Raw genomic sequence first — 12,167 nt, 5'->3', positions numbered from 1 at the left:
CCGGAAGTCACGCAAAGGACGAACAGCGCATGAACATTGACGACGCACTCAAGGACGCGATGGCCATCGAGGGGGCCATCGGAGTGGCCGTGGCCGACTACGAGAGCGGTATGTCACTCGGGCTCCTCGGCGGGGGGCAGCAGCTCGACCTGGAGATTGCGGCCGCCGCCAACACCGAGGTCGTTCGTGCGAAGATACGCGCCCTGGCCGCGCTGTCGATCGACGATGTCATCGAGGACATCCTGATCACCCTCGGCACCCAGTACCACCTGATCCGCCCGCTGACCCGCAGTAACGGCTCGCTCTTCCTCTACCTGGCGCTGGACCGCTCGCGCGCCAACCTTGCGCTCGCCCGGCACAGTCTCAAGCGCATCGAGGCCGCTCTCGACGTCTAGCCGAGGCCGGCCCGGCGGCCCGGGTGTCCACCTCCCGCCCGGAAGGCCCGCGCAGGCCGCGCGTCACGCATGGAATTCCGGGCGGAGCGAATGCGGGGCGTGATGAACCGACTACGGAGATCCGTCCGTGGGGATCGGGCCCCCGAATATCGCGGGCGTACGCCAACCACGGAAATGCGTGACTTTCCGATGACTGGGCGTCATAGCCGTCGTCCTCGGCCTGCGCGTCCTTCGAGACGCGTCCTTCGAAGTCCGTCAGGTTCTCAAGAGGCCCCTTGATCGCGAACCGCAGTTTGCGGGAGGCGCAGGTGTGCCGGCCCATGACACCGCGCCGGCCGCGGGCATCCTGCTTCTGTGCCGCCGTGCGCACCGGGCGCCGGTGGTGGTGCCGGTAGTGGTACCGGTGAGGGCGGCCGGCACGCCGGGGACGGTGCGCCGACGCCGTTCCGGTTGCCCGACCTGTCTTTCTCCAGGGAGGTCAGTGGCGTTCGGTGACTGGCACCACCCGCAGCGCGGGCGAGGCGAGGATGTCCTTCTCGCAGAAGCGCGAGGTCACCCATCGACCGGTGGAGAAGAGTGACGTCTGGTCGGCGTGGTGCGGGGACGTGGGGTCGGCGGACTGGGAGTAGGCGAGCAGGGTCTTCGCGACGGGGCACCGGGTGCCGTCCCAGCCGACGGCCTGGAGGTAGCTGGTACCGGACTCGACGTCGCTGTAGCCGCCGGCTCCCGGGTTCCACAGCGCGTCGATGACGTTCCAGAGTCCGAGTTCCGACGTGCCGCCGGGGATCGGGATCTGGGTGCCGTCCCGGACGACGAACTGAGCCTCGCCCCATCGGGCGTCCGGCGGCAGGCCGGCGGCGCGCAGTTCGGCGACGGCGTGCCCCAACGCACTCCGGAGGGCCGGCGACGCGGCGTTCAGGTCGCGCGGGGTGTGGAGCGGGTCGGTGGGAGAGAAGGGCACCTTCCAGAGGTCGTCGGGTGTGGTGGCGGCGGTGAGCCCGCGCCAGAAGCGGTCGAAGAGCGGCGCGCCGCGGCTGTCCGTGTTCGTGGTCCGGTCCCACCCCGCGAGTACCCGGCAGGCCTCGGCGATGTCGGCCTCCCCGTCCTCGCCCCCTGCGTCCGGGGCCTGCACCGGTGTGGCGCATGCCGCCTTCAGTCCGCGGGCGGCGAGGTCGCCCGCGAGCGAACGGTCGGCGAACTGGTGGCGCTCAAGGTCCGCGATGCCAAGACGGCCCCGGGCGGCCAAGGCGGAGACGTCGTGGAGCGCGCCGCGGGTACGCAGGGAGAGCGGTGTGCCGACGCTGCCGAAGACCCGCTCGTACCCGGTGAGCGGGTGGTCGGCGTTGGTGAGCCAGGCGCTGCCGTTGGAGTTCTCGACGTAGGGGGCGTCCCTGAGCGTGGGCAGGGCGTCGGGGCCGAAGATACCGGGCTGGAGCGCGTGCGGGTCCGTACCGAGGGCGCAGTGCGAACGTGAACCGTCGAGGACGGCGAGCCCCGTGGCTGGGTAGGTGGCCGCTCCCAGCGGGGTGGAGCAGCGCCGTGCGAGGTCGTCGGTGATGCGCGGGAGGACCTGCGACTGGGTGAAGAGCGTGTGTCCGGCCGCGTCGGCCGCGATGGTGTCGGCCCAGGGAAGTCCCTGGGTGCGGCTCAGTGCGCTCAGGACCTCGTCGGTGCTGTGGGCCCGGGAGAGCGCGAGTGAGGTGTCGGAGCCGCGGAGGTTGGCGGCGTTGGGGTCGGTGAGGGCGTAGGCGGTGGTGGCGGTCCAGGGCAGTGGGCCGGTGGTGTCGAGGGTGGTGAGGACGGGGCCGTAGCGGGTCCACCACTGCGTGCGGGTGACGGGAGGACTGTCCTTGACGGGGACGGTGACGGCGCGCGGGGTCATCCGTTCCGGGCGGCCGTCCACGAGGTAGACGGTGGGGTCGGCGGGGTCCAGCGTCAGTTCGTAGAGGTTCATCGGGACACCGGTGGCGACGGTGTGGCTCCAGGCGATGTGGGTGTTGTGCCCGATCGACACGGTCGCGGTGCCGAGCAGGGAGGCGCCCATGACGTTCAGCTCGCCCGGGATGGTCTGCTGCGACTGCCAGAAGCGCCGCGCTCCGTGCCAGGGGAAGTGGGGGTTGCCGAGCAGCAGCCCGCGGCCGTTGCCGGTCGTCGAGCCGTGGAAGGCCACGGCGTTGGAGCCCGGGTGCGCCGACCGGCCGGCCGGTGGCTCGTGGGCCGACTCCCCGGTCGCGGGACTCGCGGGTGCGAGGACCCGGGCGGGTTCCGCCTCGTCGAGGACCGGCGCGGAACCGGGGGTCGGCGGCTCGGCGGCGGTGATGCCGTCGATCCCGCGGCCCTCGCCGAGGAGAACCATGAGGGAGTGGTCGAGCGCCGAGACGTCGACGTCGGTCACCGGCCTCACCCAGTCCGCGCCGGCACAGGCGGGGTCGGTGATCCGGTTGCGGCCGATCCACGCGTTGTACCCCGCCGCCCAGCCGCGGCCCAACTCGGTGACAGCACGGCTGGGGCCGGCGGGAGCAGGGGTGGCGCGCAGCCGCTCGACGGTGCCGGCGTCGCGCACCCCGCGGAAGTACAGGTCACTGGCGAGGTTGCTGGTGGCGAACGAGCCCTGCGGATCGGGTGCGGGATCCGGCCCGAACCAGCGCGAACGCTCGCCCCGCACGGTGAGGAACGCGTCGGCCAGGTCGCAGACGCTGTCCCGGGCCTGTGCCCAACCACTGCCGAAGCCCAGCCCGGCGTAGTCACGGGCCACGATGTGCGGGATCCCGTACTCCGTGTACCGGATGACCGCCGACAGTCCCCTCCCACCGGACACCGCCGCCGCGGCCCCGTCCACCGGACACGCCGCCACGAGGAACGGGAGGACCGCGCAGAGAACAGCGACACCGAAACGCCCGGTGCGGCAACGAAAGGTCGGTGCGGTACTCAACGCGGCTCCCGGCTCGGCGACGGAGGGCCGTGGCCACAGCGCGGCACGCGTCGGCCACAACGCCCGTCCATGAGACCGGACCGGACGACAGCGACCCCGCATTCGTCCCCTCGACGGCGCGCCGGTTTCCCGTCAGGGCGGTGCCGTGCCGGCTTCCGCGCACCCGCCGCCGCCATGGATGTCCTGGCCAACGTGCACCAGGCGGTTGATGCGGCTGTGGCCGCCACACGGTCTGCGCGGCGGCCCGACTCTCCCTGAGCCGGTGGTGCCGCCTCGACGGTGCGCATCCGGAGCGCGGTTCCGTCGTTAACCAGGCCGTGGCCCCGGGTGGTTACCCGGGGCGCGGTCTGCGCGGGCACCGGCTTTCGCCGGGGGCTGTGCGAGGAAGGAGCGCGATGAGCATGCCGACGGGTGAGGGGCGCCAGGCTGTGGGCAGCGGTGCGCACACGGTGGGCAAGCGGATGGCGGTGCTGGGTACGGCGGTTGGGGCCGCGTTGGTCCCGGCCGGCGCCGCGCACGCCAACATCGTCGGCGTGGGCAACGCCGTGTTCGGCAACTCCTGTGCGAACCACGGCGGCGCGCAGGCCACCGGGGGCACCGTCTCCGACAGCGGGACGGCGAGCGGCAACCAGCTCGGCCTGCCGCTGCACCTGCCCCGCAACCATTGCGGGAGCAGCGGGATCGTCTGCACGGCCGTGTTCATGTCCAGCGTCTGATCCGGCAGGCCCGAGGTTGTGCGAGGCGGGTGGTGTCGTGGCCGGGCCCGGGGTGGCGGGTGTGTCGCTGGAGGACGCGGCGGTAGGGGAGTTGGCGACTCTGAGCGGGCACGCGGTGCCGTTGCTGCGGGAGTGGGTGGCCGAGTGTCCGCGGCTGGGCGTGGCGCGGGCCATGCTGGCGCTGGCGACCGGCGCAGGCCTGAGCGACGAGGCGTTGCGGGAGGAGTTGGTGGTCGCCTACCGGGACGCGCGGGCGGCCGACGCCCGGTCGGCAAGTCTGGTGTACGGGGTCTTCCTGTACACCCACCGGCAGTTCCGGCTGACGGCCGATCACCTGGTGGCGCATTTCACGCGCTGGCCCGGGGACGAGGTGGCCGCCCTGCTGCTGGACGCCTTCCACGCCTGCGGGGACGCCGGCTACCGGACACACGGCGATGCGCTGGCCGAGCGGCAGTACGCCCTGGCCGGTGCGGACAGCTGGGCGTGGACGGGCAGGCTGGCGTGGACGCGGGCGGAGCAGGGCCGCGCCGAGGAGGCCCTCGAACTGGCCGAGCAGGCCCTGGCCCGGTGTCCGCGCGCCGGACTGGCCGCTCACGCCCGCGCGCACGCCGAGCACGAGTTGGGAGCCGGTCCCGCGTCCACCGCGTTCCTCGACCGGTGGCTGGCAGCGGATCCGCAGGCGATACAGGTCAAGCACCTGAACTGGCACGCCGCCCTGCAATCGCTGGCCTGCGGGGACTTCACGGACGCGCGCCGCCGGGCCGACGAGGTCCTGGGCCGCGCGGACGTGGGGATGCGGTCCGCGACGAACTGGCGTCTGCTGCTGGCCGGGCAGCAACCCGCCGGCCGCTGCGACCTCGGCCACGTACGGGGCCTGCTGGCCGGACCGGGCGCAATGGCGGAGGTCTTCCACACGTTCAACCTGGCCCTGGCCCTGGCCGTCGAGTCGGCCACCGACGACCTCGAGGCCCTGGCCCGTCGGGCCGCCGGCGACGAGCGCCCCGACTACAGCGACGTCCTCGCCCCGGTCGTCCAGGCCCTCTCCCACGTGACCGCGGGCCGCCCACAGGCGGCCGTCGACCTGCTGACCCGCCTGGGAGCACAGGTGGAGCGGATCGGCGGTGTACGGGTGGAACGCGAGATCGTCCAGGACACCCTGGCCCGCGCCCTGATCGACACCGGCGAACACGCCCGCGCCGCCGCCCTGCTGCACGAGCGCGTCACCACCCGCCGCCACCACACCTACGAGGACCTCCTCCTCACCCCCGCAGCCTCTCCGGGAGATCCGCCATGGCCGTGCCCCAGCTGATCGTCGTCTCGCCGCGCGGCAGCGGCACACCGCTGCTGGCCCGGATCACCGCCGCACTCGGCTACACCCCCTACGGCACGATGAGCGGCACCCAGCCCGACAGCGGTGACCGGCCCGGCCCCGGCGAGGCCTCCCGCCTGCTCCGAGCCGCCTACGGCCAGGAGAAGGCCGGACGGCTGCTGCGCGGGCAGTACGACAACCGGACCGAGCTGGAGGCCGCCTTCCAGCCGGCGGTGACCGCCCTGTGGCGGGTGTGGTGGACTCGCCTGGGCCAACCGGTCACCGCCGCCTCACCCGTCGACCCCGTCCTCGAAGACCGTCTGTCCCGCATCCCCGACAGCGAACTGCCCCGCCTGCTGCCGGGCCGCGGCTGCTGGTACGTCAACAGCCTGGACCTGGAACGGGCCGACGCCGGCTTCCTGCGCGCCTGGCACGCCACCGCACGACCGCCGATCGTCTACCACCACCGCGACGTACGCGACCGGATCATCGAGCAGATCCGCCTGCTCTCCCGGCCCGCCGGCCGCGTCGGCTCCCTGCCCGACCACCTCGTCTACCGCGACATCGTCAGCGCCCTGCCCACCATGGACGCCAGGATCACCCTCGCCCTCACCGATCCCGCCTTTCCCGGCATGCGCGAGGCCCGCCGCTGCCAGTGGCTGCTGCGCCATCCCGCCGTCTTCGTGCTCACCCACGAAGAACTCACCGGCCCCGCCCACGGCGGCACCGCCGAAGCCCGGGACCGCGCCCTGCACCGACTGCTCGCCGCCGTCGGCCACCCCGCCCCGGGCGCGGCCCTCGCCGCACTGCCCGAGCCCGAGAGCGACGAACTCCCCGTCGGCGCCTGGCGCACGCACTTCAGTCCCGAGCACGAACGCCTCCTCCGGCAGCATCACGGCGGCCTCCTGCCTCCCCACCCCGACGAAGCCGTTCACACCCTCGGCCCTCGGCGCACCGACGCCCCGGCGCCCTCGCACCCCGCGTCCCGGTGAACCCGTACCCGTCCCGCCGGTCCGACCGGCGGGACGGAGCGCGTCGCCGTTCAGGCCTTCGTGTCACCTGCCTGCTGGAAGCGTTCCAGGACGAGCTCGACCAGTTCGGGCGCGTCGCCCAATGGCTGGGAGACGCCGACCACGCCGGCCGCGGTCGAGGCCTCGACGGTCACTCGGAACAGCAGTCCAGCGGCGAAGCAGTAGGACGCGACCGCGATCCGGCGGGCCCCTGCACTGCGCAGTGCTTCCACCGCCTCGCCGGGGGTCGGCGCGGTGGTCGACGCGAAAGCGGCCCGGCACGGCAGGCCGAGGGCCGTGCCCAGCGCGGACGCCATGGCGGTCACCGCCGAACACGCGGCGACGTCGACGCTGCCCGCCGCCGCCAGCACCACCGCGTCGAACGCAACGTCCAGCTCCGCGAGGCGGCGCCGCAGCGCCGCGACCAACCGCCCGTCGGGCACGCCGGTGGGACCGCCCACCACCGGTGTCACGATCGGCGCCCGGGCCGGCGGGTCGGACAGCGCCTTGGGCAGGTCCACCCGGGCGTGAAAGGCGGAGGTCAGCAGCAGGGGCACCACGACCACCCGCTCGTGCCCGGCCCCGGCGAGCGTGCCCAGCGCTTGACGGGCCGTGGGGCCGCAGTGCCGGAGGAACGCGACCTCGACCCGGCCTCCCAGGGAGGACCCGACCGCGCGGGCGAGCGCCCGGGTGGATTCCTGCGCCTCGGGGGCGAGGCTGCCGTGCGCCAGCAGGAGCAGTGCGCTCGGAGCCGCCGGCCCGGCGACCGGTCGGAGCGTTTCGATCGCTTCGGTCACTGTCGTACCACCCTCGTCATGCGGAGCGATTGCACGGAAGTGACGATCAAGTTACCGTCAGTGACATGCCTTTGGGGCGGCGCCACGCAGAGCAAAGCCGCTTGCACCAGCCGTTGGGAACGGACCAAGCCGCACCTCCTGCCGGCCGGAGTGCTCGCCCAGTCCGGCGGCTTCTTCCTGCACCTCGCCCTCGGCACCGAGGGCCGGTCCTCGCCCAGCCCCTCCGACCGGGCCTCCGTTCCCGCGCAAGCCGGACAACCGCTTTGCGTCCTTCAGCCACGATGAACGCACCGCCCCCTCAGTCACGCGGCGCGAAGGCGCCGAGGAGAATCCGTTCGACCAGCTCTTCGTGGCCGATGCCCATGGCCGCGGCCATCAGGGGGAGGGTGGCCGTGCGGCGCACCGCGCGGACGACGGCGTCCTCGGCGTCGGCGGCGGCGATCACCGTGGGCACGCCGGCCATCGCCGCGATCCAGGCGGCGCAGAGTTTGGCGGACATCCCGCCGGTGCCGGGGCCCGCCCCGGAGGCGCCCGCGAGCTTCTCGATCTCCGATGTCAGCAGCGGGACTTCGGGGATCCGCCGGGCGCCCGCGTCGCGGTGCGGGTCGCTCTCGTAGAGTCCGGGCACGTCGGTGAGCAGCACCAGCCGTTCCGCGCCCAGGGCGGCGGCGACCAGGGCCGCCAGGACGTCGTTGTTGCGCACCATGACGGCGTCGTTCTCGTTGACGACGGGCACCAGCCCGGCGTGCAGGGCGCCCTCCAGGACGGCCAGGGCGCCGTCCCGGTGTTCGGGGCCGGTGAGGTCCGGCGGGGTCAGCAGGACCTGCGCCGCCGTCAGACCGCGGTCCGCGAGGCCCTGCCGGAAGGCCTCGAAGAGGATTCCCTGGCCGACGGCGGCGGCCAGTTGGCGGGCCGGCCCCGTCTGCCGGGTGGCGGCGTCGAGCCGCGCGTCGCCGAGGGCGATGGCCCCGGAGGCGATCAGCACCGGCTGTCCGCCGTCCGCGCGCAGCCGCACCACGGCGTCGGCGAGGGCGGCGGGACCGGCCGGGTCGACGCGGCCGGCGCGGACCAGTGACGACGTGCCGATCTTGATGACGACACGTTCCGAACGGGTGGCTGGTGACATGGGTCTCCCCCTGCTGCGGTTTCCGTTCCTTCGGGTGGGCGCGGGAGCGGCCGGACGCTACCGGACGGCGGCCGGGGCGACCGTGCGCAGCCAGCCCGCGGGGGCGGGAGCCTGCCCGGTGTGGATGGCGGTGAGGGCGTCGCGCAGCCGGAGCGTCACGGGTCCGGCGGAGCCGGTTCCGACCCGCCAGGTGTCGTCGCCGTCGCAGACGGCGCCGACGGGTGTGACGACGGCCGCGGTGCCGGTGGCGAAGGCCTCGGTGAGCGTTCCGTCCAGGCTCAGGTCGCGCCACTGCTCGATCGAGACCGGTTCCTCGCGGACCTTGGTGCCGTGCTGTGCGGCGAGGGCCAGCAGCGAGTCCCGGGTGATCCCCGGCAGCAGGTTGCCGGCCGCGGGCGGGGTGACGAGTTCGGCCGCGTCCCCGGTGCCGAGCACGAAGAGGAGGTTCATCGCGCCGAGTTCCTCGACCCAGCGGCGTTCCACCGGGTCCAGCCAGACCACCTGCTGGCAGCCGGCCGCGGCGGCGACCACCCGCCGTCCTGCCGCCAGTGCGCGAGGACCATGTGCCGGGTGAAGAGTTCGCCGAACCGCGCCCGGGAGGGCACCGGTCCGATTGCGGAGTCTTTCATGCGGAAATTCCCCCGAATTGGAAAATCGTTCAGACCAGCGCGGTGAAGAAGAAGGTCTCGCGTCGGGAGAACGTTCCCCGCTCCGTCACCCTGAAGAAATCGGCGAAGCGCAGCGAGGCCCGCGATCCGTCGCGCAGCACGCCTTCGAAGACGCCGTGGACCGCCACGTCCCGCCCGTCGCGGATGAGCTTCGCGAGGGAGTGCCGGCCGCTCGCGATGACCCGTTCGTCGCGGTAGAACCGCTCCAGCTCCGAGTGTCCGGTGAGCTTGGGGTATCCGGGCCGGTGGTACTCCGCGCCGGGCTCGAAGAGCCGGAGCAGGCCGCCGATGTCGCCCTCGTCCACCAGCCGGTAGTAGCGACGGACCGCGTCGGCCGGGCCGAGATCGACCGTGTCCGTATCAGGATTCTGCGACATTCCACCCCTTGAGTGCATTCGAGCGGTCAAGAGCGCCATCGCCGTCGCGCAGTTCGGACTGGCGGCCGGGTCGCCATCTGCCGTTCCGCACCGTGATGTCGTCTGCGATCTAACCAAGGGGGTCGGGAAGTTGTCGAAGGTTCCGGGCAAAGTCCTGACTAAAGTAGGGGTCTACTGCTTGCCAAGGTGCGATGTGCCGTGCCCGGTCCCGCGCGTACGTTCAGCGTGACGGGAAAAGCTCGAGAGGCCGGGAGCAGCAATCATGATCACCCTGCAGGGGCTGACCAAGCGGTACGGGGACCACACCGCGGTGGCCGACCTGTCCCTGACGATCCCCGGCGGCCGGGTCACCGGCTTCCTCGGCCCCAATGGCGCGGGCAAGTCCACCACCATGCGGATGATCATGGGCTTGGACCGCCCCTCGGCCGGGAGCGCCCTCGTCAACGGGAAGGCCTACGGCGAACTCCGCCACCCGCTGAGGGAGATCGGCGCGCTGCTCGACGCCAAGGCCCTCCACCCGGGCCGCAGCGCCCGCTCGCACCTGAAGGCGCTCGCCCTCAGCAACGGCATCCCGGTGCGCCGGGTCGACGAGGTGCTCGACACCGTCGGGCTGTCCGCGGTCGCCGGGCGCCGGGCCGGCTCGTTCTCGCTCGGCATGAGCCAGCGGCTGGGCATCGCCGGCGCGCTGCTCGGCGACCCCGCGATCGTCATGTTCGACGAACCCGTCAACGGCCTCGACCCGGACGGCGTGCGCTGGATCCGCGGGCTGATGCGCGGACTCGCCGAGGAGGGTCGCACGGTCTTCGTCTCCAGCCACCTGATGAGCGAGATGCAGCTGACCGCCGACCAGCTGATCATCATCGGCAAGGGCCGGCTGATCAGGGAGACCTCGGTCCAGCAGCTCATCGGGAGCAGCTCGCTCAACGCCGTCCGGGCCCGGGGCCCGGAGACCGAGAGCCTCCGCCGGCTGCAGGCCCGCCTGACCGAGTGGCAGGTCCCGGTCCGCTGGGAGAGCGCCAACGAGTTGTTCATCTCGGGCCTGACCGTCGACAAGGTCTCCGACCTGGCCTACGAGCTGGGCGTCCGGCTGCACGAGGTGCGCACCGTCGAGGCCTCGCTCGAACAGGCCTACATGGAGCTGACGGCGGACAGCGTCGAGTACGGATCACCCGCGTCGCGCCCGGCGCGCGCGGTCTACGGAGAATGAGCTCGGACATGAACACACCGCTCGTGCACCTCGCCGTCGCCGGGCCCGACTACGGAGTCGGCGTCTACCGGGACGTCACCGAATGGGCCGACTCCACCCCCACCTGGATGCAGACGCTGGGCGAAGTCGTCACCGAGGGCGGCATCGTCCTCTTCGCCGCCCTGCTTGTCCTGCGGTGGTGGCTCTCCCGGGGGCGGGACGACCGCTCCATGGCGCTGGCCCTGCTCTCCCCGATCGCCGTCGCCGCCGTCTACCTGCTGAGCGAGGTCACCAAGATCTGGCTCCACGAGGAACGGCCGTGCCGGGACGTCCCCGGCGTGCGCACCATCGCCGAGTGCCCGGAACCGGGCGACTGGTCGTTCCCGAGCAACCACTCGGTCATCGCCGCCGCCTGCGCCGCGGCACTGGTCGTGTCCTGGCGGCTGGTCGGCCTGCTGCTGCTGCCGGTCGCGGCGCTGGTCGCCTTCTCCCGGGTCTACGTCGGCGTCCACTACCTCCACGACGTCGCGGCCGGCTACCTGCTCGGCGCCCTGTTGACCCCGCTGCTGCTGCTCGCCCTGATGGTCCCGGGCACCCGGGCCGTCACCGCGCTGCGGCAACAGAAGACGCTCGCGCTGCTGCTGGGGTCCTCCCCACAGCCCGCCGGACCAGCCCTGCGGCCCGTGCCCTCCGCCCCGACGTACCACCGGACAGGAAACCAGTAGTCATGACGACACCAGCCCAGCCGGCAGTGGCCGGACGACAGAAGCGGGCCTCCGGCGGCAGGTTGCCTGGAGCGGTGGCAGCCGAATGGTCCAAGCTGTGGTCGGTCAGGTCCACCTGGTGGTGCCTGATCGGCGGGGTCGCGCTGATGGCGCTCACCGCCCCGATCATCGGGTCCACCATGGCCAACAACAGGAAGAACGGCGGGGGCATCGCGGTCAGCGAGGTCGCGGTCGCCACCGTGTACGTCGCGCAGTTCGCGCTCATCGCGCTCTCCATGCTGGTGATCACCTCCGAGTACACCTCCGGCAGCATGCGCACCACGCTCCAGGCCGTTCCGCGCCGGGGTTCGCTGCTCCTGGCCAAGAGCCTGGTGGCCGGCACGATCAGCCTGCTCGGCGGCACCGTGCTGGGGCTCGTCGGCGCCGGTGCGAGCGCCGCCACGATGGACGACAAGGCAGTCGTCGACGGCGCTCAGATCGTCGGCACCTCGCTGCGGATGGGCGTCTACCTGGCGCTGCTCAGCGCGCTCACCATCGGGGTGGCCGTGGCGGTGCGCAGCGCGGCCGGGACGCTGACCATCGTCTTCGTCGGCCTGACCGTACTCCCGGTGATCTTCCAGGCCTCCGACATGGGGGCGCTGGTGTCCATCGCGGAGCGGATGCCGAACTCGGCCGGCACGGTCTTCATGAACGCCGAGAGCTCACCGTACGGTGCCGGAGCGGGTCTGCTGTTCCTGGTGCTGTGGGCGGTGCTGGTCCTCCTGGTCGGCCAGCAGGTGCTCACCAAGCGCGACGCCTGAGCCCGGCCCCCCGAGTTGGGCCGGCTACCGGAGCCGGTCCAAGAGGACGCCGCACACCGGGACCCCCGTCCGGTGCGCGGCGTCCTTCGCGCACGAAGGCGACCGGAACCACCGCGCGGTCGGATG

General features: G+C 72.7%; 12 protein-coding genes. 7 read left to right on the top strand and 5 right to left on the bottom strand.

The window, feature by feature from the left end; translation table 11 throughout:
- Positions 1 to 29: 29 nt before the first annotated feature.
- Positions 30 to 395 (top strand): hypothetical protein, encoded by a 366-nt coding sequence (locus tag ACFCLZ_RS28565; RefSeq protein WP_380280572.1) that lies wholly within the window; start codon positions 30 to 32, stop codon positions 393 to 395.
- A 478-nt stretch (positions 396 to 873) separates the two neighbouring features.
- On the opposite strand, the gene ACFCLZ_RS28560 is transcribed toward ACFCLZ_RS28565, so the two are convergent.
- Complete coding sequence (locus ACFCLZ_RS28560) at positions 874 to 3,249, bottom strand: penicillin acylase family protein (RefSeq protein WP_380280570.1); 2,376 nt, start codon at positions 3,247 to 3,249, stop codon at positions 874 to 876.
- A 473-nt stretch (positions 3,250 to 3,722) separates the two neighbouring features.
- Here ACFCLZ_RS28560 and ACFCLZ_RS28555 point away from each other — a divergent pair, with 473 nt between their 5' ends.
- The 3 genes from ACFCLZ_RS28555 to ACFCLZ_RS28545 all read left to right on the top strand — a co-directional run bounded on the left by ACFCLZ_RS28555 (position 3,723) and on the right by ACFCLZ_RS28545 (position 6,344).
- Positions 3,723 to 4,043, top strand: coding sequence for a chaplin family protein (locus ACFCLZ_RS28555; RefSeq protein ID WP_380280568.1), 321 nt, complete (start codon positions 3,723 to 3,725; stop codon positions 4,041 to 4,043).
- 91 nt (positions 4,044 to 4,134) lie between these two features.
- A complete protein-coding gene (locus tag ACFCLZ_RS28550; protein WP_380280567.1) occupies positions 4,135 to 5,352 on the top strand; it encodes a hypothetical protein in 1,218 nt (405 codons plus the stop codon).
- Entirely contained in the window at positions 5,334 to 6,344 is a 1,011-nt protein-coding gene (locus ACFCLZ_RS28545; protein ID WP_380280565.1) for a hypothetical protein, read from the top strand. Before ACFCLZ_RS28550 ends, ACFCLZ_RS28545 begins: the two co-directional genes overlap by 19 nt.
- 50 nt (positions 6,345 to 6,394) lie before the next feature.
- Here ACFCLZ_RS28545 and ACFCLZ_RS28540 read toward each other — a convergent pair whose 3' ends face one another.
- The 4 genes from ACFCLZ_RS28540 to ACFCLZ_RS28525 all read right to left on the bottom strand — a co-directional run bounded on the left by ACFCLZ_RS28540 (position 6,395) and on the right by ACFCLZ_RS28525 (position 9,330).
- Positions 6,395 to 7,159 carry a sirohydrochlorin chelatase gene (locus tag ACFCLZ_RS28540; RefSeq protein WP_380280563.1) on the bottom strand — a complete coding sequence of 255 codons (765 nt, stop codon included), beginning with the start codon at positions 7,157 to 7,159 and terminating at the stop codon, positions 6,395 to 6,397.
- A 298-nt stretch (positions 7,160 to 7,457) separates the two neighbouring features.
- Positions 7,458 to 8,285, bottom strand: a complete 828-nt coding sequence (gene proB, locus ACFCLZ_RS28535; RefSeq protein ID WP_380280561.1) for a glutamate 5-kinase — start codon at positions 8,283 to 8,285, stop codon at positions 7,458 to 7,460.
- Between the two features lie 57 nt (positions 8,286 to 8,342).
- Positions 8,343 to 8,816, bottom strand: coding sequence for an aminotransferase class IV (locus ACFCLZ_RS28530; RefSeq protein ID WP_380280559.1), 474 nt, complete (start codon positions 8,814 to 8,816; stop codon positions 8,343 to 8,345).
- A gap of 127 nt (positions 8,817 to 8,943) precedes the next feature.
- Positions 8,944 to 9,330 carry a nuclear transport factor 2 family protein gene (locus ACFCLZ_RS28525; protein ID WP_380280557.1) on the bottom strand — a complete coding sequence of 129 codons (387 nt, stop codon included), beginning with the start codon at positions 9,328 to 9,330 and terminating at the stop codon, positions 8,944 to 8,946.
- A 262-nt stretch (positions 9,331 to 9,592) separates the two neighbouring features.
- Between ACFCLZ_RS28525 and ACFCLZ_RS28520 the strand changes: the two genes are divergently transcribed.
- From ACFCLZ_RS28520 to ACFCLZ_RS28510, 3 genes are all read left to right on the top strand, one after another.
- Positions 9,593 to 10,537 carry an ABC transporter ATP-binding protein gene (locus ACFCLZ_RS28520; protein WP_380280555.1) on the top strand — a complete coding sequence of 315 codons (945 nt, stop codon included), beginning with the start codon at positions 9,593 to 9,595 and terminating at the stop codon, positions 10,535 to 10,537.
- An 8-nt stretch (positions 10,538 to 10,545) separates the two neighbouring features.
- Positions 10,546 to 11,241 carry a phosphatase PAP2 family protein gene (locus tag ACFCLZ_RS28515; RefSeq protein WP_380280553.1) on the top strand — a complete coding sequence of 232 codons (696 nt, stop codon included), beginning with the start codon at positions 10,546 to 10,548 and terminating at the stop codon, positions 11,239 to 11,241.
- A gap of 74 nt (positions 11,242 to 11,315) precedes the next feature.
- The gene (locus ACFCLZ_RS28510) at positions 11,316 to 12,041 is read left to right on the top strand and encodes an ABC transporter (RefSeq protein ID WP_380280551.1); all 726 of its coding nucleotides are present in this window, start codon (positions 11,316 to 11,318) and stop codon (positions 12,039 to 12,041) included.
- The last annotated feature ends 126 nt before the right edge of the window (positions 12,042 to 12,167 follow it).

This window comes from Kitasatospora purpeofusca, assembly GCF_042691725.1.
In the GTDB taxonomy this organism is placed as follows: Bacteria; Actinomycetota; Actinomycetes; order Streptomycetales; family Streptomycetaceae; genus Kitasatospora; species Kitasatospora purpeofusca_B.
This window is presented reverse-complemented; position numbering and strand designations above follow the sequence as displayed.

Excerpts from the sequence above, each read along its gene's own strand:
- ACFCLZ_RS28565 (WP_380280572.1), top strand. The coding sequence starts at position 30 with ATGAACATTGACGACGCACTCAAGGACGCGATGGCCATCGAGGGGGCC.
- ACFCLZ_RS28555 (WP_380280568.1), top strand. The coding sequence starts at position 3,723 with ATGAGCATGCCGACGGGTGAGGGGCGCCAGGCTGTGGGCAGCGGTGCG.
- ACFCLZ_RS28545 (WP_380280565.1), top strand. The coding sequence starts at position 5,334 with ATGGCCGTGCCCCAGCTGATCGTCGTCTCGCCGCGCGGCAGCGGCACA.
- proB (WP_380280561.1), bottom strand. The coding sequence starts at position 8,285 with ATGTCACCAGCCACCCGTTCGGAACGTGTCGTCATCAAGATCGGCACG.
- ACFCLZ_RS28525 (WP_380280557.1), bottom strand. The coding sequence starts at position 9,330 with ATGTCGCAGAATCCTGATACGGACACGGTCGATCTCGGCCCGGCCGAC.
- ACFCLZ_RS28520 (WP_380280555.1), top strand. The coding sequence starts at position 9,593 with ATGATCACCCTGCAGGGGCTGACCAAGCGGTACGGGGACCACACCGCG.
- ACFCLZ_RS28515 (WP_380280553.1), top strand. The coding sequence starts at position 10,546 with ATGAACACACCGCTCGTGCACCTCGCCGTCGCCGGGCCCGACTACGGA.